21 protein-coding genes are annotated in these 22,420 nt (G+C 58.5%); 7 read left to right on the plus strand and 14 right to left on the minus strand.

The window, feature by feature from the left end; all coding sequences use genetic code 11:
• Window position 1 precedes the first annotated feature (1 nt).
• Genes GHN86_RS12045 through GHN86_RS12070 form a run of 6 tightly spaced genes read right to left on the minus strand, consistent with a single transcriptional unit; the run spans window position 2 to window position 4,175 of the window.
• Complete coding sequence (locus tag GHN86_RS12045; RefSeq protein WP_323369287.1) at window positions 2-1,132, minus strand: flagellar type III secretion system protein FlhB; 1,131 nt, start codon at window positions 1,130-1,132, stop codon at window positions 2-4.
• On the minus strand, window positions 1,122-1,925 hold the full coding sequence (gene fliR / locus GHN86_RS12050) for a flagellar biosynthetic protein FliR (protein WP_153386650.1): 804 nt from the start codon (window positions 1,923-1,925) through the stop codon (window positions 1,122-1,124). Before fliR ends, GHN86_RS12045 begins: the two co-directional genes overlap by 11 nt.
• Before the next feature lie 3 nt (window positions 1,926-1,928).
• Window positions 1,929-2,201 carry a flagellar biosynthetic protein FliQ gene (locus tag GHN86_RS12055; protein ID WP_122782738.1) on the minus strand — a complete coding sequence of 91 codons (273 nt, stop codon included), beginning with the start codon at window positions 2,199-2,201 and terminating at the stop codon, window positions 1,929-1,931.
• Window positions 2,201-2,968, minus strand: a complete 768-nt coding sequence (fliP, locus tag GHN86_RS12060; protein ID WP_153378782.1) for a flagellar type III secretion system pore protein FliP — start codon at window positions 2,966-2,968, stop codon at window positions 2,201-2,203. Before fliP ends, GHN86_RS12055 begins: the two co-directional genes overlap by 1 nt.
• On the minus strand, window positions 2,965-3,333 hold the full coding sequence (gene fliN / locus GHN86_RS12065) for a flagellar motor switch protein FliN (protein ID WP_153378781.1): 369 nt from the start codon (window positions 3,331-3,333) through the stop codon (window positions 2,965-2,967). Before fliN ends, fliP begins: the two co-directional genes overlap by 4 nt.
• Window positions 3,330-4,175: a FliM/FliN family flagellar motor switch protein gene (locus tag GHN86_RS12070; RefSeq protein ID WP_153378780.1), complete on the minus strand. Its 846-nt coding sequence runs from the start codon at window positions 4,173-4,175 to the stop codon at window positions 3,330-3,332. Before GHN86_RS12070 ends, fliN begins: the two co-directional genes overlap by 4 nt.
• A gap of 349 nt (window positions 4,176-4,524) precedes the next feature.
• On the opposite strand from GHN86_RS12070, the gene GHN86_RS12075 reads away from it, so the two are divergent.
• Genes GHN86_RS12075 through GHN86_RS12105 form a run of 7 tightly spaced genes read left to right on the plus strand, consistent with a single transcriptional unit; the run spans window position 4,525 to window position 11,514 of the window.
• Window positions 4,525-5,916 (plus strand): sigma-54-dependent transcriptional regulator, encoded by a 1,392-nt coding sequence (locus GHN86_RS12075; RefSeq protein WP_153386662.1) that lies wholly within the window; start codon window positions 4,525-4,527, stop codon window positions 5,914-5,916.
• Between the two features lie 51 nt (window positions 5,917-5,967).
• A complete protein-coding gene (locus GHN86_RS12080) occupies window positions 5,968-6,300 on the plus strand; it encodes a flagellar hook-basal body complex protein FliE (RefSeq protein WP_153378779.1) in 333 nt (110 codons plus the stop codon).
• A gap of 17 nt (window positions 6,301-6,317) precedes the next feature.
• The gene (fliF, locus tag GHN86_RS12085; protein ID WP_397462593.1) at window positions 6,318-7,985 is read left to right on the plus strand and encodes a flagellar basal-body MS-ring/collar protein FliF; all 1,668 of its coding nucleotides are present in this window, start codon (window positions 6,318-6,320) and stop codon (window positions 7,983-7,985) included.
• Entirely contained in the window at window positions 7,957-9,012 is a 1,056-nt protein-coding gene (locus GHN86_RS12090) for a FliG C-terminal domain-containing protein (protein ID WP_153378777.1), read from the plus strand. The genes fliF and GHN86_RS12090 overlap by 29 nt, the downstream gene beginning before the upstream one ends.
• A gap of 10 nt (window positions 9,013-9,022) precedes the next feature.
• Entirely contained in the window at window positions 9,023-9,715 is a 693-nt protein-coding gene (gene fliH / locus GHN86_RS12095; protein ID WP_323369285.1) for a flagellar assembly protein FliH, read from the plus strand.
• Between the two features lie 3 nt (window positions 9,716-9,718).
• Complete coding sequence (gene fliI / locus GHN86_RS12100) at window positions 9,719-11,038, plus strand: flagellar protein export ATPase FliI (protein WP_323369284.1); 1,320 nt, start codon at window positions 9,719-9,721, stop codon at window positions 11,036-11,038.
• A gap of 26 nt (window positions 11,039-11,064) precedes the next feature.
• Window positions 11,065-11,514 carry a flagellar FliJ family protein gene (locus GHN86_RS12105; protein ID WP_153378776.1) on the plus strand — a complete coding sequence of 150 codons (450 nt, stop codon included), beginning with the start codon at window positions 11,065-11,067 and terminating at the stop codon, window positions 11,512-11,514.
• 689 nt (window positions 11,515-12,203) lie between these two features.
• Here the strand turns inward: GHN86_RS12105 and GHN86_RS12110 are convergent.
• The 8 genes from GHN86_RS12110 to GHN86_RS12145 form a co-directional block, all read right to left on the minus strand.
• Window positions 12,204-13,814: an ABC transporter ATP-binding protein gene (locus GHN86_RS12110; RefSeq protein WP_153383211.1), complete on the minus strand. Its 1,611-nt coding sequence runs from the start codon at window positions 13,812-13,814 to the stop codon at window positions 12,204-12,206.
• Window positions 13,815-13,829: 15 nt separating this feature from the next.
• Window positions 13,830-14,852 carry an ABC transporter permease gene (locus tag GHN86_RS12115; protein ID WP_153386652.1) on the minus strand — a complete coding sequence of 341 codons (1,023 nt, stop codon included), beginning with the start codon at window positions 14,850-14,852 and terminating at the stop codon, window positions 13,830-13,832.
• Window positions 14,852-15,922 carry a microcin C ABC transporter permease YejB gene (locus tag GHN86_RS12120; RefSeq protein WP_153386654.1) on the minus strand — a complete coding sequence of 357 codons (1,071 nt, stop codon included), beginning with the start codon at window positions 15,920-15,922 and terminating at the stop codon, window positions 14,852-14,854. The genes GHN86_RS12115 and GHN86_RS12120 overlap by 1 nt, the downstream gene beginning before the upstream one ends.
• 1 nt (window position 15,923) lies before the next feature.
• On the minus strand, window positions 15,924-17,801 hold the full coding sequence (locus tag GHN86_RS12125) for an extracellular solute-binding protein (RefSeq protein WP_153386656.1): 1,878 nt from the start codon (window positions 17,799-17,801) through the stop codon (window positions 15,924-15,926).
• A 136-nt stretch (window positions 17,802-17,937) separates the two neighbouring features.
• A complete protein-coding gene (locus tag GHN86_RS12130) occupies window positions 17,938-20,655 on the minus strand; it encodes a TonB-dependent receptor (RefSeq protein WP_153383149.1) in 2,718 nt (905 codons plus the stop codon).
• Window positions 20,656-20,932: 277 nt separating this feature from the next.
• A complete protein-coding gene (locus GHN86_RS12135) occupies window positions 20,933-21,334 on the minus strand; it encodes an ExbD/TolR family protein (protein ID WP_122783591.1) in 402 nt (133 codons plus the stop codon).
• Complete coding sequence (locus tag GHN86_RS12140; protein WP_153383151.1) at window positions 21,334-22,038, minus strand: MotA/TolQ/ExbB proton channel family protein; 705 nt, start codon at window positions 22,036-22,038, stop codon at window positions 21,334-21,336. Before GHN86_RS12140 ends, GHN86_RS12135 begins: the two co-directional genes overlap by 1 nt.
• Window positions 22,039-22,089: 51 nt before the next feature.
• On the minus strand, window positions 22,090-22,420 hold a 331-nt coding region (locus GHN86_RS12145; RefSeq protein WP_153386658.1), incomplete at its 5' end, for an energy transducer TonB.

A 22,420-nucleotide genomic window follows, 5' to 3' on the forward strand; every position in this document is an offset into this window, starting at 1 on the left:
ATTACGCCTTGTTCGCCATGCGTTCTGGAATAGGGAGGTTGTCGGGCAGTTGCGGCTTGCCGCGCAGGCCACTTCTGTAGGCTTTCAAGTGCAGGATGTAGGTCAGCACGTGCGCCACGGCCGCATACAGCGGGCTGGGAATCTGTTGATTGATCTGTGTGCTGAAGTAAATCGCCCGGGCCAGCGGCGGTATCTCCAGCACTTCAAGCGCATGGGCGGCGGCCATCGAGCGGATGTACAAAGCCATCTCGTCGACGCCTTTTGCGACCACGTAAGGGGCCTGGGCTTTTTTGATGTCGTATTTGAGCACCACGGCGTAATGCTGTGGATTGACGATCACGGCGTCCGCGGTCTTCATCACGTGGCTGACCTGACGCTGGGAAATCTGGCGCTGAATCTGTTTGATCCGGGCTTTGACCTCGGGCCGACCTTCCTGATTTTTATGTTCTTCCTTGCGCTCCTGCTTGGTCATGCGCAGTTTTTTAAGGAAGAAATACTTTTGGATCGGGATGTCGATGGCGGCGAACGCCACGAAGATGCCCATCAGCGCCAGCAAGGTATCAAACAGAATCCTGAAGGAGGTGCCGATGGCGGTGAGCAGGCTGGTGCGTTGCAGCGCGATCAGGTGCGGCACGGCATCGCTGATCAGCGCCCAGGCCACGATGATCAGCAAGGCAATCTTGAGCATCGACTTGATCAGTTCAATCCAGTTTTGTTTGGAGACGATGCGGCCCAGCCCGGTAATCGGGTTGAGCTTGCTGAATTTTGGCGCGAAGTTTTTGGCCACAAATACCCAGCCACCCGGTACCAGTGAACACACCACCACCAGCACGCTGGTAAGCAGCAAGGGGGCGAGCATTGCGATAAACAAGCCGAGGTTGTGAGCCAGTATCAGGGTGAGGTCCTGCTGGGTTATTTCGCTCCAGTTGAGGTTCAGATACGAAATACGAAAACTGTCCTGAAACCCCTGATAAAAGCGCTCAAAGGTGAGCCTGAGAATAAACAGCGTCACCAGCAGCGACACGGTGGTGGACAGGTCTTTGGAGCGAGTGACCTGGCCGTCCTCGCGGCTTTTGCGCAATTTTTGCTGCGAAGCTTCTTCGGTTTTTTCCTGCGCGCTGTCATTGGACACCCTGGCCGTCCTCCATCATCAGGCCGATGTTGTCCAGCAACTCGCGGGTCAGGTGCACGTAGTGTTCCGGCAGGTTGGGGATGGTCATATAAATGCACAGCAGGCCGACCACGATGGTGATCGGGAATCCCAATGAAAACAGGTTCATGGACGGCGATATACGGTTCAGCAGGCCAAAGCAGAACTGCACCAGTACCATGCAGAACACCATTGGCAGGGTCAGCAATACGGCGGCGCTGAACACCCAGGCAATGGCTTTGATAAACAGGGTATAGCTGTGATAGTTTAGACCGCTGCCCACCGGCCAGTGATTGAAACTTTTGAATAGCACACTCAGCACCAGCAGATGCCCGTCAATGGCCAAAAACAGAAAGGCCAGCAACACGAAATACAGTTGGTAAATGATGGAAGACGACGACACCCCGTTTATCGGGTCGTTGTAGCGGGCCATGCTCATGCCCATTTGCGACGACACCACTTCACCGACCACGCTGAACACCGTGAACACCAATTGCAGGGTCAGCCCCAGCATCAAGCCAAAGGCGATCTGCTCCAGTGCGGTCATCACCCCTTGGGCAGACAGCGGGTCAATGTGGGGCACGGGCGGCAACGCGGCGCCCACGGCCGCAGTGATGACCAGTGCCAGCAACACCCGGATTTTCCTCGACATCGCCTTGTGATTGAACAGCGGGGCCATGCTGAACACGGCCATCAGCCGACAAAAAGGCCACCAATAACCCTGCAAGGCCTGCAGGTACTGACTGGCCTGAAACAATGGCTCAGTTGCGTGCATGGCTCAGCCCACCAAGGTTCCGGCTTGCTTGAAGGTTTCGATAAACAGGTCGCTGAGGGTGCGCAAGATCCAGTTGCCGCCCCAGATGAGCATGCCGAGGGTGATCAGCAGGCGCGGCAAGAAGCTGAGCATTTGCTCATTGATCTGGGTGGCGGCCTGAAACACGCTGACCACCAGCCCCCCCAACAGGCTCGGCACCACCAGCACGCAGACGATCAGCGCGGTGATCTGAATCGCATTGCTGACAAGGCCTGCGGCGATTTCCGGTGTCAGCATCAGCCACCTCCAAAGGGTTGAATGCTGGAGGTCAGGGTGCCCACCAGCAGTGCCCAGCCGTCGACCAACACAAACACCATCAACTTGAAGGGCAGCGAAATCATCATGGGCGAGAGCATCATCATGCCCATGGCCATCAGTACACTGGCCACCACCAGATCAATCACCAGGAACGGCAGGAAAATCATAAAGCCCAGTTGAAAAGCGGCTTTGACCTCGCTGAGCACGAAGGCCGGGAGCAGCAAGGAGAAATCCAGGGTTTCCAGGTTCTGCGGCAAAGGTTCGTTGGCCAGCGCCACCATGGTTTCGAGCGATGCGGTGTTGGTTTGCGCCAACATGAAACCGCTGATGCGCTTCTTGGCCACGTCGAGCCCTTGCTCCATGGAAATCTGATCGCTTTGAAAAGGCACATAGGCTTCGGTGTAGATGTGCGTCCACACGGGGCGCATGACCAGCATGGTCAGGCACAGGGCAATGCCGATCAAAATCTGGTTGGGTGGGCTTTGCTGCAAGCCCAGCGCCTGGCGCAAGATGGCCAGCACGATAATAAAACGGGTAAAGCTGGTCATCATCATGAGCATGGCGGGCAGAAAGCCGAGCAGGGTCATCATGATCAGGATTTGCAGCTTGATGCTCAGCACCTGGCCGGTTTCGCTGTCATTGAGGCTGAACAGCGAAATGTCACCGCTGGCAGCCACGGCGGGCAGCGGCATCAGCACCGCGAGTAGCACCAGGCAGCACCGGGCGACCTGTTTGAAACGGCTCATCCGCGCAAGTCGCTGAGGTTAGAGCCACACAGCTCAACGATCCTCAAGCCATAGTTGCCATTGACCACCACCACTTCAGCTTTGGCAAAGAGGGCGCCGTTGACCTTCACATCCAGCGGCGCGCCGGCCAGTTTGTCGAGGGCGATGACACTGCTGATGTCCACCTCCATCAACTCGCGCAACGTGATGTCGGTGGAGGCCACTTCGAGAGTCACATTGACCGGAATCTGGCCGAAAAACTTCAAGTCCTGCTGAGGCAGTGGCTCACGGGCAGGGGCGGCGGGCAGAGGGGGCTCAGGCTCGAGGTCAAGCTGAGTCTCATCAAGCAAACTGTCCAGTTCGGTATCGCTAAGGGAAGGGTTCATGGGCTTTTGACACTGTCCAGTGAGGTTAAATACAAGGCGCCGTCATCTTCGGCGAGCGTCGCGTAGAACAATTTTTGTTGTTTGATGTGCACTTCGCAGCGTTCCAGCAAACGCACCATCACAATGTCATCGACGTTCAATGCCAGAACGCTGGCCAATGGCATTTGCATACGCACCAGAACGCAGTCCAGGCGCACCGGCAGTTGGCTGATACGTTGCTCGTCGGGCGCCGCCGTGGCTGGCGCAAGTTCGCTGAGGTGGCGGGTGAGCTCGTCTACGGCGTGGGTATCGAGAAACAGGTGGACCGAAGCGTCGACGCCCGCTTCCAGGTCGCCAAATACAAACTCGACGCAATAGCCCCAGTGAATCTCTTCATAGGTACTGACCGCGTCGTCAATGTGCTCCAGCGGCAAACCTCCGTTGAGCATCTGCGCGCATAGCTGGCATAGGTCGATGCCCATTCTTGCGAGCAGGCGGGTTTCCGACGCGCTGACCGGCGGGTCATTCTGGCCTGTGGGGCTAATACCGCCGTAATAACGTTCAAGTAACTCAGCCACTAGAGGGCGGTCAATACTAAAACCCAAGGTGCCAATTTCAGTGTGGTAACGACAGTCGGCCGCGCGCGTAAAGTGTTCGTGAATACGCACCTGCTGCAAGTTGCTATTGATTCGGTACTGGCTCAGAAAGTAATCGGGAATAACGCGGGCATACTTGTTGGTGACACTTTTTATATAGCCAGGCACTTTATGGTAATGCCGCCCCAGTTTCTCAGGCTTTAAAAACGTGAGGACTTCAGCGGGCACCGAATGGTGAACTTTTGTACGAGGTGTATGAGGCGTCATGGTGATTGCAACATGCTCTGATTACTACTTTTGTAGGGTCACTGAATGGGGCAAACGCTAAGGAATATGCGCACGGCTGGCTAATCAAAAACTATCAAAAGTCCCATTTGACAAGAGTTTGATACGCCCGTTGAAGATTTGATGATTCATGATTTTCCTTCGTGCGGGGGGCAAAGGTAATGTTCGTCAGTGTCGTCGCTGTAAAACGACCGTGCACAAGTTTTAGTTTAGTGAGTGCGGGGCGGTGTAATAAAAGTGTCATGAGTCAGCCTTCGGGTATATCGGTCAACCGCCTGAAGTAAGGCGATGTATAGAGCAGGAACTTACGGTGAGATCAGTCAATAGTGCGTTGAGTTATTCCAGTGTTGGGCACTCTAAAACAACGACATCGCCTTCGGCTGTCATTGTTGTCGGGCACCCGGAGTGCCGTGGCTATTCAAAACTGGTCGACTGTTTGACACAGCAACAGCGAACGGTAGAGTGCCATGAAAGTTGTGCGCAACTTGGGCCGCCACTGCTCGCAAACGCCACGTTGGTGTTTATTGTGGTCAGCGGTTATAACCCGCAGTTATTGCACACCGATGTGGCTCATCTGATTCGTCGTGCAGCGCATATCAGTGTGATACCCGTTGTCGAATACGCCGAGCAGGACAGGGCGGCGGCCTTGATGGACAGCGGCTGTGTCGATTACCTGCTAGCCCCGTTCTGCGCGTCGCAGATAAAAGCCTTGCTGGAGCGTCAAGCCGCGTCGGCCAGTGTGCAGGACAGTTTTATCTCCTGTTCAACGGCCAGTCGACGCCTGTTGGCAATGGCCCAGCGGCTGGCAGGTACACGAGCGCCGATCATGATCACGGGCGAGACAGGCACCGGCAAAGAGATGCTGGCACGTTATATCCATCGGTTTTCTTCAACGGCCAATGCGCCTTTTGTGGCCGTCAATTGCGCCGCCATCCCCGAGCAAATGCTTGAATCGTTGTTGTTTGGTCACGAGCGCGGAGCTTTTACCGGGGCTGTCAGCGTGCAGCCGGGAAAGTTCGAAATGGCCAATGGCGGCACGCTATTGCTGGATGAAATCGGTGAGTTGCCACTGGGCTTGCAAGCCAAATTGCTGCGTGTGCTCCAGGAACAGCGCGTCGAACGACTCGGCGGGCAAAAGGAAATTACCCTGGACGTGCGCATTATTGCTGCCACCAACCGCGATCTTGGCGGCGAGGTGGCCGCGGGCAGGTACCGTGCCGATCTGATGTTTCGCCTTGATGTGCTGCCTTTGCACATCACCCCGTTGCGTGAGCGCCGAGAGGACATTCTGGCCTTGGCCAGACGCTTTATTGGCCAGTACGCCGCGCAGGACAATCGCGATGACCTGCTCACTGATGAGGCCTGTCAGGTGCTTTTGCAACACGACTGGCCGGGCAATGTGCGTGAGCTGGAAAACACCCTGCAACGTGCATTGGTGTTGCGCAAAGGACTCTTTATTCAACCCCGCGACCTGGGGCTTTGCAGCCCTCTGCAAGACAGCGTTGGCGCTTTGCCTCAGAACACGCCTCAGAACACCTTGTCCCACGGCAAAGCGGCGTTGCGTGCAACAGGAAAATGGGCTGAATACCAGCATGTGCTGGATGCCATTCGCAAATGCGACGGCCACAAAAGCAAGGCCGCGCAGAGCCTTGGCATGACCCCGCGAGCCCTGCGTTATCGCCTGAGCGCCATGCGCGATCAGGGCGTACCGATGCCGGTTTGAGCCTGCCCTGTAAATTAAACCCCCCTTGGCCAAAGCGATGGAGACCTACCCATGACCTCAATCCAAAGTGTCCAGCAACAGATGCTGGGCCAGATGGAACAGGCCAAAAGCCTGCTGCAAAACCCCGTCATTCAACCGCCTGCCCTGTTTGATCAGGGCGCTGAAGCAGGCATTGGTCTGGCCTTCGATCAGGCGCTAAAAGCGGTGGACGCCCAGCAGCATGTGGCGAGCAACGCGATGGCCGCTGTGGACAGCGGGCTGAACGACAACCTCGCGGGCGCGATGATAGAAAGCCAGAAAGCGAGCGTAGCGTTCAGTGCGTTGTTGCAAGTACGCAATAAATTGACCACGGCATTTGATGACGTGATGAGAATGCCGGTGTAACGACAATGAGTGCTGACGTGCTGCAAACAATCAACGAAAAATTCAGGGCGCTGCTCGCCGGGTTCAAACGTGATCCGCGGATTGCGTTGGGTTTGATGGCCGGCGTCGCGGCGCTACTGGCAATCAGCGCGGTGATGTACCTGTGGCGCGATCAGGACTCATTGCGCCCACTCTATGGTGCCGGCGAAGCCTATCCTGCGGCACAAGTGATGCAGGTGTTGGATGCCGATCAAATCGCTTATCAGCTGCACCCGCAAAGCGGCCAGATTCTGGTCCGCGACACTGATCTGGCGCGTGCGCGCATGTTGCTCAGTGCCAAAGGTGTGCAGGTGGCGGTGCCGGTCGGTTACGGTCTGTTCGATAAGGACGAGCCGCTGGGCACCAGCCAGTTTGTACAGGATGTACGGCTTAAGCGCAGCCTCGAGGGTGAACTGGCCCGCACCATCATGAGCCTTAAGGGGGTTGATGGCGCGCGCGTTCACCTGGCGTTGCAAGAGAGCAATTCATTCGTCATCAGCAATCGTGAGCCTGCCAAGGCCTCGGTGATGGTGCAGATGAACGCGGGGGCCAAACTCAGCCCTGAACAGGTCGGTGCAATTGCCAGCCTGGTGGCCAACAGCGTGCCCAAGCTTGAGGTCGCAGACGTCAGTGTGGTGGACCAGTACGGAACCTTGTTGTCCCGTGGCCTCACTGAGGGTGATAGCGGGCCGCAGCAGAGCCGCCAGCAGGTCGAAGACTATCAGCAGCGGGTCACGGGCAATGCCGAACAGGTGCTGGCGCCGATTTTAGGCAATGGCAACTACCGGATAAGCGTGGCCGCCGACATAGACTTCAGCCAGAAAGAAGAAACCCTTCAGGCGTTCGGTGCTACGCCGCACGTGCGCAACGAAGAGCTGCGTGATGAAAGTGTGCTCGACCAACTGGCGCTGGGTGTGCCGGGGTCGCTCAGCAATCGCCCGGTGCCGCCGTCCGGAGGCACAGCGCCTGCGGCTGGCACGGCCCCGGATGCTGCCGACAAGGGCACCACCTCACTGCGCAAGGAATCGAACCGCAAGCTGGATTACGACCAGAGCGTCACCCACGTCAAACACTCATCCTTCAATGTGCGCAGCCAAAGCATTGCCGTGGTGCTCAATGGCAGTCCTGAAGCAGATGGCGGCTGGCCGCCTGCCGCCCGTGCAGAGCTGGAGGCGATGTTAAAGAGTGCGGTGGGTTTCAACGCCGCTCGCGGCGACGTCCTGACCTTGAGCGTGTTCCCTTTTGCGGCAGCGGACATGTCTGTGGCTCCCCCTGTCTGGTGGCAGCAGGAGAGGTTCCTTGAGCTGGTCAAACTGGGCGTGATCGCGCTTGTCAGTTTATTGCTGCTGTTGCTGGTGGTACGTCCGGTACTGTCCCGCTTGCTGGGGCGCACGCAGGGGCAACACGTGCAGGGTCATGACCCGTTAAAACTGGGCAGCGAGGGTGATGAGCGGGCACTGCCCCCAAGCCTGGCTACCCAGAACAGACCGAGCATGCTCGGCGAACTGAATCCGCTGTCTGAAATTCAACTGCCAGCGGCGGGGTCGGGGCTTGAATTACAGGTCGAACACTTGCAAATGCTGGCTGAAAATGACCCCGAACGTGTATCGGAAGTGCTCAAACAATGGATAGGTCGCAATGAAAGCAGTCTCCCCTCGTCCAACTGACGTCATGCAGGAGCTGCGCGCACGTACGGCGCAGAACCGCAGCATGAGCTCACTCGAACAAGCGGCCATTCTCATGCTGAGCATGGGTGATGGCGTGTGTGCGGGGGTGCTCAAGCATTTTTCCCGCGAAGAAATTGTCATCATCAGCCAGGCCATGGCGCGCCTCAGTAATGTCAAACAACCGATGGTGTCGGAAGTCATCTGCCGGTTTTTTGATGACTACAAAGAGCAGAGCAGCATCAAAGGCGCTTCGCGCAGTTACCTGTCGGGCATGCTCGGTAAAGCCTTGGGCAGTGACATCACCCGCAGCTTGCTGGACAGCATCTACGGCGAAGAAATACGCGCAAAAATGGTTAAGCTCGAATGGGTCGACCCCAAACAGTTCGCCACCCTGATCGCCAATGAACATGCGCAAATGCAGGCGGTTTTTCTGGCCTTTCTACCGCCGGGCATGGCCAGCGAAGTGCTTGAACACATGCCGGACTGGCGCCGCGACGAGCTATTGTTCCGCATCGCCAACCTCAGCGAAATCAACAGCGATGTGATCAAGGAGCTGGAGCAACTGATCGAACGCAGCCTCTCGGTGTTGTCCGCCCAGGGTTCCCAAGTGCGCGGCGTCAAGCAGGCGGCCGACATCCTGAACCGTTACAAGGGCGACCGTGAGCAGATGTTTGAACTGCTGCGAGCTCAGGACACGTCGCTGGTTGAACGCATTGAAGATGAGATGTATGACTTTTTCATACTCTCCCGGCAAACCCAGGACGTGCTGCAAACCTTGCTTGAAGCCATCCCGTTGAGTGAATGGGTCGTCGCACTCAAAGGGGCCGAGCCGGCCTTGGTCAAGGCGATTCAAGGCGCGATGCCGCGCCGCCAGATGCAGCAGATGGAAGCACAAAACCGCAGGCAGGGGCCGGTGCCCCGCAGCCGCGTTGAACAAGTGCGCAAAGAGATCATGGCGGTCGTCCGTGAAATGGCGACTGTAGGCGACTTGCCTGTGCAGTTATTCCGTGAGCAAACGGTTGAGTGAGGGGTATCGCGTGTCGATCAAAGTGGTAAAAGCCGCCAGTGTTGAGTGGCGCCCGTATCGATTTTCGCCTTTGCCTGACCTTGAAGCGCAAGCGCTGATCAATGACCCGATTGCGTTTCAGCGGGCCGTCGCCGAAGGGTTTCAGGAGGGCAATGAAAAAGGCTATCTGGAAGGTCTGGCGCAAGGTCGTGAGTCCGGCCATCAGCAAGGTTTTACTGCGGGCCATGAAGAGGGACTCAAACAAGGGCTGGCTCAAGGGCAACGCGATGGCCGGCTGGCGTTCGATCAAGCCAGCGCGCCGCTGCAAGCGACCAATAACCAATTGCGCACCTTTATGGCTGAGTTCGAGCTCAAACGCCGTGAAGAATTGCTGGCGTTGGTGAAAAAGGTCAGTGAGCAGGTGATCCGTTGCGAGCTGACCTTGAGCCCCATGCAATTGTTGACCTTGGCCGAAGAGGCATTGTCAGGCATGGCGCTGGAATCTGAAGACGTACACATCCAGTTGCACCCGCAAGAGTTTGCCCGCATCAAGGATTTGGCGCCTGATCGCGCCGCCGCCTGGCGTCTGGTGGCCGATGAAACCCTGGCCTTGGGCGAGTGCCGCATCGCCACCCCTCAAGCGGAGGTCGATGTGGGTTGCCAGCAGCGCTTGGATGCGTGTGTAGCGACCCTCAGCGAGCACCTGCACCTGATAGAGGAATGACCTGTGCTCAAACAGTTCAAGCTGGACGAGGCGTTGCGCTCACTGGACGCTGTGCAACTGGCCAAGGTCAGCGGCAGGCTGGTGCGCATGTCGGGCATGCTGCTCGAAAGCATTGGCTGCCAGCGGGTGACGGGGCAGCGCTGCTACATTGAACAGGCCGATGGCAGCTTGCTGGATGCACAAGTGGTGGGTTTCAATCGAGACATCACCTACTTGATGCCGTTCAAAAAACCCTTGGGCTTGAGCTCCAGTTCGCGCGTGTTCCCAGCCCGCGATGATGCCGCCTTGCAGATAGATGAATCCTGGCTGGGTCGGGTTCTTAACGGGCTGGGCGAGCCAATGGATGAACGGGGCAAACTGGGCGGGCGAGATGCCCTGACCACCGAATTGCCCAAGGTCAGTCCGCTCAAGCGTCAGCCGGTCACCGAACCGTTGGACGTGGGCGTGCGCGCCATCAACGGCTTGTTGACACTGGGCAAAGGCCAGCGCGTGGGGTTATTTGCCGGTAGCGGTGTGGGCAAAAGCGTACTGCTGGGCATGATCACCCGCCAGACCAAGGCCGACGTGGTGGTGGTCGGGTTGATCGGAGAGCGGGGTCGCGAAGTACAGGAGTTCATTCAGCATTCGCTTGGCCCTGAGGGATTGCGCAAGGCCGTGGTGGTCGTGGCTCCCGCCAACGAATCACCGTTAATGCGCCTTAAAGCCGCCGAGTTGTGCCACAGCATTGCGGCTTACTTTCGCGATCAGGGGCATGACGTGCTGTTACTGGTGGACTCCCTCACGCGTTATGCCATGGCCCAGCGCGAAATTGCCCTGGCGCTTGGCGAGCCCCCCGCGACCAAAGGCTATCCACCGTCAGTGTTCGGGATGTTGCCCGAACTGGTTGAAAGCGCAGGCAACGGCGAGGGCGCCACGGGCAGCTTGAGTGCGCTCTACACCGTGCTGGCAGAAGGCGATGATCATCAAGACCCGATTGTCGACTGTGCCCGGGCCATCCTCGACGGTCATATAGTGTTGTCGCGCAAACTGGCCGATGTCGGTCATTACCCGGCCATTGATGTGGCGGCTTCCGTGAGTCGCTGCATGAGCCAGATCACTGATCGAAAGCACCTCAACGCCGCCCGCCAGTTCAAGGAGTACGCCAGCCTGTATGACGGCATCAGGGAGTTGATTCCGTTGGGCGGCTATACACCGGGGATGGACCCCGGCACAGACCGTGCGGTGAAACTGGCGCCTAACATCGAGCGTTTTTTGCGTCAGGACGTGGGCGCCAGCGCCGAGCTGAAAGCCTGCATTGAAACGCTGCAAAGCATCGTCAGGTAAGGCGAGGGTAAAGGAGTGGGCAAGGTATGAAAGACCGCATCAGAGTGCTTAATCGACTGGCCGGGCTGCGCGCCCTGCAAGTGCGGCAGGTAATGGGGCGGGTGACGTACCAGCAAAACCTCTGCCGGCGTTATCGCAACAATATTGCTGCGCTGACCCGTCTGTGCGACGTCAACAGTGTGACCAGCACACCGTTGCAGCGCCATAACGTGCAGCAATATAAGGCGACGTTGCACGCCATGAATAACTTGCAGGTGCGAGAGTTGAAACTGGCTGAGCAAACCCTTGATCGCATACAGCAAGAACTCTTGGCTGTGATGCGCCAGGAGAAGGTGTTGGTGCAGGTGATCGATGAAAAAATGCGTGTTTGGCAGGCATCGTTGGCCCTTCAAGAGCAGAAGATACAGGACGGTCTTGCCAGTCAGAGCTGGTGGCGGAACACGGTAGAGACTGGACGCTGCGACACCGGAGCCTGAGCTAGATTGTTATCTGCTTTTGCTCTGCTTTTGCTCTGCTTTTGATCTTGATCTTGATCTTGATCTGCCGCCCCATCGGGAGGCCGAATGGAGGTTCTGCGTAGTGGGTCGACCGGCATGGATGCCGGGAGAGCTGCGATCGGGCCAAGGATGGCCCGTCGCAGCGTGCCCACGGAGCGGGACCGGAGTGAGGGAACCTGAGCGCAGCGAGGGCCGTACGCAGGGGCAAGGACCTTTTGCTTACTTTTGGGTGGTCCGACATTCAGCTGTTTGCCAAAAGTGAGCCGCCGTAAGGGCGGAACCCGTAGAAAAGTATTAATAAATCAAATGGATATGTACTCGATGTCTCACAACAGTGGTATTGAGTACATATCCATTATTAGCGTCTTACTGAAATATTGGTTTCGCTTTTACAGCGAGTAACTTTTGGCAAACAGCCCCAAAAGTCACCAAAAGGTCCTTGCCCCTACGTACGGCTTTCGCTGCGCTCAAGTTCCCTCGCTCCGGTCCCGCTCCGTGGGCACGCCGTGACGGGCCATCCATGGCCCAACACGGCTCTCCCGGCATCCATGCCGGTCGACCCACTCCGCGAAACCTCCTCTCGGCCTCCCGACGGGGCGATAGATCAAAAGCAAAAGCAAAAGCAAAAGCAAAAGCCAAAGCACTGCACTTGAACTGTCGTTCTGCCGTTATGCCAATACGGCGTCTATCGGCCGTTCTGGCACTTTCAAACTGCTGGCGTGCAGTAACTCCCGCGTATAAGGATGTTGCGGGTCGGCAAAGATTGAATGCGCATCCCCTTGCTCCACCACTTTGCCCTCCTTGATCACGATCATGTCGTGCGCCAACGCATGCACCACGGCCAGGTCATGGCTGATAAACAGATACGTCAGGCCATGCCGGGCTTGCAGGTCGCGCAGCAGGTCAACCACTTGCTTCTGTACTGTGCGGTCAAGCGCCGAGGTGGGTTCGTCCAGCAGGATCAACGCCGGTTCCATGATCAACGCCCGGGCGATGGAGATCCGTTGACGCTGGCCTCCGGAAAACTCGTGGGGGTAACGATGGCGGCTGTCCGGGTCCAACCCCACTTCCTGCAAGACCCGGATCACCGCTGCCTCGCGCTCTGGCACGGTGCCTATACCGTGGGCCAACAACCCTTCGCTGATGATTTGCTGCACTGACATGCGCGGGCTGAGGCTGCCAAACGGGTCTTGAAAGACCACCTGCATTTGCCTGCGCAATGGGCGCAGCAGGTTCTGGTTGAGCAGGTTCAGTTGTTTGTTGGCGAAGCGAATGTCGCCCTCGCTGTCCACCAGCCGCAGTATCGCCTGTCCCAAGGTGGATTTGCCGGAACCGGACTCGCCGACGATGCCCAGAGTGCGGCCTTTTTTGAGTTCAAAACTGACCCCGTCCACGGCCTTGATGTAGTGCCGCTCCCGGCTGAACAACGGCTTGGGCAACGGGAACCAGACTTTGAGGTTGTCGACTTGCAGCAGGTTATGCCGGTATTCGCTGGTGACCGGATGACCGCTGGGTTCGGCTTCGATCAGCATGCGGCTGTAGGGGTGTTTGGGCTCTTTGAACAAGGCTTGGCAATGGGCATGTTCGACTATTTCACCGCCGCGCATGACGCACACGCGCTGGGCGATTTTACGCACCAGATTAAGGTCATGGCTGATCAGCAGTAACGACATGTCCAACCGCTGTTGCAGGTCGATCAGCAGTTCAAGAATTTTCTGTTGCACGGTGACGTCCAGCGCCGTGGTCGGTTCATCGGCGATCAACAGTTCCGGCTCGTTGGCCAGCGCCATGGCAATCATTACCCGTTGTCGCTGACCGCCGGACAGTTGGTGCGGGTAGGCATTGAGGCGATGTTGCGGGTCACGTATGCCGACCAGTTCCAGCAGTTCAAGTGTGCGGGCGCGGGCGGCGCGGTTTTTCAGGCCTTTGTGGGTGATGAGAATTTCGCTGATCTGTTTTAGCACGGTGTGCAGCGGGTTGAGCGAGGTCATCGGTTCCTGAAAAATCATCGCAATCCGGTTGCCGCGCAGGCTGCGCAATTGGCTGTCGCTGGCCGTCACCAAATCTGCCCCGTCATAACGGATGCTGCCTTGTGTCTGCACGTCCTTGCCGGGCAGCAGGCGCAGGATTGAGTGCGCGGTTACGGACTTGCCTGAACCCGACTCGCCCACCAGCGCCAGGCACTCGCCGCGGCGGATGTCGAGGTTGATGCCGTGCACCACTTCCTTGCCGCCAAAACTGACCCGCAGGTCGCGTATTTCAATCAGGTTTTCGCTCATGTCAGTGCTCATTTATCAAGTCCGGGGGTCGAAGGCATCGCGGCAGGCTTCGCCGATAAACACCAGGAGTGACAGAATCAGTGCCAACGCACAAAACGCGGTCAAGCCCAGCCAGGGCGCTTGCAGGTTGTGTTTGGCCTGGCCGATCAGTTCACCCAGCGAAGCGCTGCCCGGCGGCATGCCAAAGCCGAGAAAATCCAGAGCGGTGAGGGTGGCGATGGCACCGGTGAGGATAAAAGGCAGGTAGGTCAGGGTGGAGGTCATGGCGTTGGGCAGGATGTGCCGACGCATCAGTGCGCCGTCGGTCAAGCCCAGAGCCCGGGCCGCTTTTACGTATTCCAGGCTGCGCCCGCGCAAGAATTCAGCGCGCACCACGTCCACCAGCGCCAGCCAGCTGAACAGCGCCATGATGCCCAGCAACCACCAGAAACTCGGCGCGACAAAACCGGACAGAATGATCAGCAGGTACAGCACCGGCAACCCGGCCCAGATTTCCTGCACCCGCTGGCCAAACAGGTCGACCAGACCGCCATAGAAGCCCTGCAAGGCGCCGGCAGTAATGCCGATTACGGTACTGATGGCAGTCAGGATCAAGGCAAACAGAATGGAAATTCGCGCGCCGAAGATCACTCGGGCCAACACGTCCCGGGCCTGATCGTCAGTGCCCAGCCAGTTAGTGGCGCTGGGCGGGCTGGGGGCGGGTTCCTTGAGGTCGTAGTTGACGGTGTCGTAGCTGAACGGGATGGGGGCGAAGAGCATCCAGCCACCCTGATCGGCAATCAGCTTGCGCACGTAGTCGCTGCTGTAATCGGGCTCAAAGGGTAATTCGCCGCCAAAGTCGGTTTCGAGGTGGTGGGAGACAATCGGGAAATACCACTGGTCTTTGTAGTGAACCGCCAAGGGTTTGTCGTTGGCGATCAGTTCACCGCCCAGGCACAGCACGAACAGGGCGATAAAAATCCATAGCGACCACCAGCCACGGCGGTTGGCCTTGAAGTGTTTGAGACGGCGACGGCCAAGGGGGGAGAGGGTAAACATCAGACAGTCCTCGCCGAGAAATCAATTCGGGGATCGAGCAGCGTGTAGCAGAGGTCGCCAATCAGCTTGATCAGCAGGCCGAACAGGGTGAACAGAAACAACGTGCCGAACACCACCGGATAGTCCCGTGACACAGCGGCTTCGTAGCTCATGCGGCCGATGCCGTCGAGGTTGAAGATGGTTTCGATCAGCAGGGAACCGGCAAAGAACACTTCGATCAGCGCCTGGGGAATCCCGGCGACCACCAACAGCATGGCGTTGCGCATGACGTGGCCGTAGAGCACACGGCGTTCGGTCAGGCCCTTGGCCCGAGCAGTGACCACGTATTGGCGGCTGATTTCGTTGAGGAAGCTGTTTTTGGTGAGGATGGTCAGCGTGGCGAAACCGCCGATGACCAGCGCCGACACGGGCAGCACCATGTGCCACAGGTAATCGCCGATTTTGCCGAACAAGCTCAGGCTGTCGAAGTTGTCGGAGACCATGCCCTGCACCGGAAACCAGCTGACGTAACTGCCGCCAGCAAACACCACGATCAACAAAATGGCGAACAGGAAGGCCGGCATGGCGTAGCCGATGATGATCGCGGTGCTGGTCCACACATCGAAGGCGCTGCCGTTGTGAATGGCCTTGCGGATACCCAGCGGGATTGAAATCAGGTAGGTGATCAAGGTGGCCCATAAGCCCAGCGAGATGGACACCGGTAACTTTTGCAGGATCAGGTCAGTGACCTTGGCCCCGCGAAAGAAGCTGGTGCCGAAGTCCAGTTGCGCGTAGTTCTTGAGCATCAGCCACAGACGCTCGTGCATGGGTTTGTCGAAGCCGTAGTGTTTGGTGATTTCTTCGATCAGGGCCGGGTCAAGGCCACGGCTGCTGCGGCTGGCCCCACCGGCGGACGCGGCCATTTCGCCGCCACCCCCGCCTACGGCACCACCACCGAAGCCCTGCAAGCGGGCGATGGCTTGATCCACCGGGCCGCCGGGGGCGGCCTGCACGATTAGAAAGTTGACCACCAGAATGCACAGCAGGGTGGGGATGATGAGTAACAGGCGACGGCTGATGTAGTGCCACATCTCAATGACCCTCCGACTGTGCGCTGGCCTGGCCAAACGCCGCATTGGTTAACGGGGTTTTGCTGACTTCCCACCAGGTGTCCAGGCCTTCATCGAATTTGGCCTCCTTGGCGGGTTGGCCGAAGCGGTTCAGGTACACCGTCGGGGTGCCGACCGAGTAGTAGTGAGGAATCATGTAGTAGTTCCACAGCAATACGCGGTCGAGGGCGCGGGTGTAATGCACCATCTCGTCACGGCTGGTGGCTTGCACCAGCCCGTCGATCAGGCTGTCGACGGCCGGGTTGCGCAGCACCATGTTGTTGGACGCGCCCGCCTGGGTGGCGCTGCGTGAGCCAAACATGTCGTACAGCTCACGGCCGGGCGAGACGATCGGCTGGCCGTTGCGAGGGAACTGGCCGACCATCATGTCGTAGTCACGGGCGTTGGTGCGGTTGATGTACTGCGCAGAGTCGACTTTGCGAATGTCCATGGTGATGCCGATTTGCGCCAGCGTGCGTTTCCAGGGCAAGACCATGCGATCAAAGCCGCTGGGGCTGTCGAGAAAGGTGAATCGCAGCGGTTCGCCCTTGGCGTTGACCAGCAGGTTGTTTTTGGGTGTCCAGCCCGCTTCCTTGAGCAGCGCCAGGGCTTGCAGTTGTTTGTCGCGGATATAACCGCTGCCATCGGTTTTCGGTGCCTGGTACACCTGAGTGAACACTTCATCGGGGATCTGCCCGCGCAAGGGTTCGAGAATTTCCAGCTCACGGGCGTCGGGCAGGGCAGTGGCGGACATTTCGCTTTTGGGGAAGTAGCTCTGCGCGCGGACATAGAAGTTGCGCATCATCTGCTTGTTGGTCCATTCAAAATCCCACAGCAGGCTCAGCGCCTCGCGTACCCGGCGATCCTGAAAAAACGGGTTTTGCAGGTTGAAGGTAAAGCCTTGTCCGGCGCTGGGTTTTTCCTTGGCGAACACGCCTTTTTGCAGGCGCCCGTCGCTGAGCACCGGGCTGGCATAACCGATGCTGAACCCGGTCGCGGAAAACTCGCGGTTGTAATCGAACGCGCCGGCTTTGAGCATTTCGCGGGCGACGTCGATGTCGCTGTAAAACATCACTTTCAAGCGATCGAAGTTGTACAGGCCTTTGCTCACCGGCAAGTCTTTGGCCCACCAGTTTTTGTTGCGCTCAAAACTGACACTGCGGCCTGCGTCGACATGGGAGACCACATAGGGGCCGCTGCCCAGCGGCGGCTCGTAGCCACCTCCAGCAGCGAAGTCGCGGGTCTTCCACCAGTGTTCCGGCAGGATGTGCATGCTCGCCAGATCCAGCGCCAAGGTACGGTTCTGGTTGTTCTTGAAGTCGAAGCGAATTTGCAGCGGGCCTTCGATAACCCGGTCCTTGACCTCGCCGTAAAGCATGCGATAGCTCAGGCTGCCTTTGGTCATCAGGGTGTCGTAGGTAAAGGCCACGTCTTGCGCGGTGATCGGGGTGTCGTCAGCAAAGCGTGCCTTGGGGTTCAGGAAGAAACGCACCCAAAGGCCGTCCGGGTCGCGTTCCATTTTTTGCGCGATAAGCCCGTAAACCGTATAGGGCTCATCCAGCGAACGGAACGCCAAGGGGGAGTTCACCCACTGATCGACCTGGGCGACACCGGTGCCTTGGTCGATATACGGCGATAGGTAGGTGAACTGACCGATTTCCATCGACGTGCGACTCAGCGAACCGCCTTTGGGCGCGTTCGGATTGACGTAGTCGAAGTGCTGGAAATTGGCCGGGTATTTGGCCGCTTCGCCATAGACCGTCATGGCCTGACTGGGCGCGGCGTTGACGCTCAGGCACAGGCAAGACAGCACGGGCACAAACAGCGAACGGAGCAGGGGCAGGAAAAATGCAGACATCATTGGGCTTCCTTGTACCGCGTGTTGAACCATTGACTGCGTGTAAAAATCCCCGCCGCATTGCGCGTTAAAACGCGGCGGGGTCGCGAATTCGCAGTTAAACCGGTGCTGGCTGGAGTGTGCCAGCACCGGCGTTCACTCAAAAGTGATAGGTGGCACGGGCGAAGAACGTACGGCCCATTGGATCGGCATAACGTGGATCGTATCCGGTCTGGAAGTTGTAGGTCTGATTGGTGAACGGCGGGTTGCGGTCAAACATGTTTTTGATCCCCACGTCCAGGTCCACGGTTTTGTTGAAGGTGTAACCCCCGGAGATGTCCCACAGCGTGTAAGACGCTACACGAGAGTGGGTCTCGGTGTCGTAGTCGTCATAACCACTGGTGAAGCGGTTGACCAACGAGGCACGGTAGGCGCCCAGGTTCCAGGTGCCGCTCAGCACGTGCTTCCAGCGCGAAACCACGCCCGTGCCTTCAAAGGCATCGACGCGGTCAGTGTACGAACCGCCAATGGTGGTCTGGTAGTCATAGCGCGAGACGTACGTGCCTTGCAGGCCCAGGCCAAACTGGCCGTAAGGGGTATTGGGGAATTTGTAATCCATCGACACGTCGACACCGCTGGTTTTAACCGCACCCAGGTTGGCCAGACCGGTCTGCACGTAGTCCAGAGAACCGTCGGCGTTACGCACATAGCGGTCGGCGTACTGATCCGGCTCGTCGAATACCGTGGACTCAGGGAACTCCTCAATCTGGTTGGCGATATGAATCCACCAGAAATCAAGCCCCACCGACAGGTTGCGCATCGGTTGATAGACAAAACCCACGGTCACGTTACGGGCTTTTTCGGGGGACAGTTGGGTGTTGCCGCCGGTGCGGTTGAGAAATTGCTGGCCGCAGTCGCGTCCGGCGTTGCCGCCGGGTTGTACGACACCGCCGGCGCACAGAACCGGGTCGTTGTAGCTGCCTTGGGTGTAGGTGGTGTAGGGCGTGTTGTACAGCTCGTAAAGTGACGGTGCACGAAACCCTTCACTGTAGGCACCGCGCACCACCAGTTCTTTAACCGGCTGGTAGCGGAACGAGTATTTCGGGTTGGTGGTGCTGCCGAAGTCGCTGTATTTGTCGTGGCGCACGGCGGCGGACAGTTCGAGGCTGTCGAGTACCGGCACGTTCAGCTCGGTGTAAACCGCCTTGACGGTGCGATCGCCCTGAACACTGGCGTCCGAGGTGACGCCCAGGCTGCCGACGTCGGAGAGATAGGGCTCGTATTCCTGATGGAATTTCTCCTGCCGGAATTCGCCACCGATGGCCAGGCCGGAAGGCCCGGCGCCGAACCAGTCACCGATTTCACGGCTCATGCGACCGTCCAGCCCTGTCACGCGGCCTACGGATGAGGAGTACTGGCCGTGGTAGCGGCTGGAATCGATCAGCGCCTGCCCGGCAGCCGTTTGCGGACCGAACGGGTTGATGATGCCGTTGGCAATGCCGTCGATCATGGCGGCATCGCTGATATAGCCGTTGGTGAGGCTGGATACGACCTGGTTCTGGTTATACGACGCGCCGACGTTGTAATCCCAACCCTTGGCGACACCGTCGAAGCTCAGCACCAGACGCTGGCTGGTGTTCTGGTCCTTGGATTGGCGGGCACCGGCAGCGGTTTCACGCCAGTTCAGATCAATCGGTTGGGTCGGATCGAAACCGGGGATGGTTGAGCCGGGGGTCACGCCATTGCCGGGGTAGTAAGGGGAGGTCGGGTCCATGGTCAAACCGCTAAGGGGCGCTGGGCCTAATGAGGTGGCATTGTTGTTGCGCGCAAAGAAGTACTCGAGGTTGACGTTGTCTTCGTCGGTGATTTTGCCGGTGGCCCGACCAAAAAATGAGGTTTTTTCGGTCTCGGGGATCAAGTCGATGTAGTTGCGCGTGCTGAAGCGGCACCCCCCCTGACGTGACACCAGATTCGGCCCGTTGCAGTCGCTGCCTGCCAGCGGGTTGGTGGTGACACCGTTTTGGCCGTAGTTGGCCGGGAAGGAGGTGCCGGAGGTTCCGTCCAGACCACGGCCGGGGTCGTAGGCCGTGGCAAAGGTGCGGTCCTTGGCCCGCAGGCTGTCCTGCTTGTTGTAACCCACCACGCCCATGATGTTGAAGCGGTCTTTCTCCAGGTTGCCATAACCCCAGCTGGCGTTGAGGTCGTGGCTGCTGCCACCGCCACTGGCATCTGCGCCTTCACCGCCCAGCGACAGGGTGCCGTCGGTCATGGATTTTTTGGTGATGAAGTTGATCACGCCGCCAATGGCGTCGGTGCCGTACAGGGCCGAGGCGCCGTCGCGCAGCACTTCGACGCGGTCGATGGCAGCAAACGGGATGGTGTTCAGGTCAACCGCCGAACCGTCGATGGCGTTGTTGCCCAGACGGCGGCCATTGAGCAGCACCAGGGTTTTGTTGGCGCCGATGCCGCGCATGTCGGCAAAACTGGCGCCGCCGGTTGAGCTGCCGACCGAGCTGGCGGCGTTTTGCAGGCTCTGGTTGCCGGTCACGCGCTGCATGATTTCTGCTGTGGTGGTCACACCCTCATTGCGCAATTGTTCGACGCGCAGAATGGTGATGGGCACCGCGGTTTCGGCATCGACCCGGCGTATGGCCGAGCCGGTGACTTCGACGCGGTCCAGTTGCGTGGTGGCGGGTGCGGCCACCGCATCTGCGCTGACGGCGACAGCGCTGGACGAATCCTCGGCGGCGGTGGCTTCAGCGGCCTGTAGCTGTCCTGCGCTTATACCCAGCGCCATGACGTACAAAGGCACGAATCGATGCCGTTGCAGGCTGGCAACGAGGGGCTTGAGGGTGAAACCTGAACGCTTCATCTGCATGGTTACTTCCGACTTTTATAGACGTTTATTGGAATGGCCTTATGGGCCCTCATGACTCCAGATGGGTTGTGTCGACCCGGTGTGAAACACTTTCTTCAAGCAAGCCGCTCACCTGCAGGGGCTAAGTGGCCCTTGCGCGGCAGGTGTAGCCTGTGGAGTTAAAAGCCCCTCACCCCAGCCCTCTCCCGGAGGTAGAGGGGGCTAAAAGCAGAAGCCTATTTGCGCAACGCCACCTGTCAGCTCCCTCGCCCTTTGGGAGAGGGTTGGGGTGAGGGCCTCATTTGGCCGTCATCACGGAAATCTTGCTGATGCCCGAGCGCTCGATGGAGGCCATGGCCTTGGCCACCTGGCCGTAATTGACGCCTTCGTCCGCCTGCAACTGCACGCGTACTTCCGGGTCCTTGGCTTTCACTTCCTGAAGACTTTTTTCCAGCAGTTCAGGGGCCACTTCGTTCTTGGCCAGAAAGAACTTGCCGTCCTGGTCAACACTGACCACCACCGGGTCTTTCTTTTGCTCGGAAACCACGGCGTCGGTCTTGGGCAAGTTGATTTTGATGGCGTTGGTCATCATCGGTGTGGTGACGATAAACACCACCAGCAGCACCAGCATCACATCCACCAGAGGGGTGACGTTCATTTCACTGAGGACTTCGTCGCTGTCCTGGGTTGAGAAAGACATCAGCTCGCCTCCCGCACAGCGGTGCGCTTGTTGGAAATGGCCTGACGGTCGATGGCGAACGCGCTGCGCTGAGCGAGGGCGTCAAAGTCGTGGGCGAAGTCGTCCATATTGGCCGAGGCCAGTTTCAGGCGGCGCAGGAAGAAGTTGTAAATCAGCACAGCGGGTACAGCGACGGCGATGCCCACACCAGTGGCGATCAGTGCATGACCGATAGGGCCAGCCACGGTTTCAAGGCTGGCCGAACCGCTGGCGCCGATGCTTTGCAGGGCTTCCATGATGCCCCACACCGTCCCGAACAGGCCGATGAAGGGCGCGGTGCTGCCGATACTGGCGAGAATCGCCTGGCCGCTTTCCAATGCGCGGCGTTCCTTTTGAATCTGCTGGCGCAGGTTGCGTTCCAGACGGTCTGAACGGTTGATGGTGTGCGCCAGTTGTTGAGTATTGCGCGGTGTGTCATCGACGATCATGGCTTCAAAGCCGCTGTTGGCAATGCGCGCCAAAGAGCCGGGATACTGGCTGGCGTGTTCGGCAGCTGTGAGTAGATCGGGCGCGGCCCAGAACGCTTTGCTGAACTGGTTGTTCTGGGATTTCTGACGCAGGTATTGCGATGACTTGATGAGCAGCAAGGCCCAGCTCACCACCGAAAACAGCACCAGTGCCCACAGCACTCCAGGGACAATCATGGAAGACATCGACTCGTTCATGGCTACACCTCGCACAGTGTCTAAATAGGTAAGTGTCGGTAACCGACAGGGTTATTCCGGTAATTTGAAAGCGATGGTTTGGGTGGCAAAACCTTCTATGGGCGTGTCACCGCGTTTGGCCGGGACAAACTTCCAGTTGCGTACGGCTTCGACCGCTGCGTCATCCAACGCTTGTTTGCCGCTGGACTTGGTCACTTCCACGGTGCCAGCACGGCCGTTGGGCAACACTTTGATGCGCAATACCACGGTGCCTTCCCAACTGCGGCGCAACGCCAGAGATGGATATTCCGGCGGCGGGTTGCCCAGGCTCGCCAACCCGGATACGGCAGCGGTTTCCTTGACCGGGCCGGGTGCTGCGGCGGGCGCTGGCGGGGCGGTAGGC

The organism is Pseudomonas helleri (assembly GCF_009600315.1).
Lineage (GTDB): Bacteria > Pseudomonadota > Gammaproteobacteria > Pseudomonadales > Pseudomonadaceae > Aquipseudomonas > Aquipseudomonas helleri_A.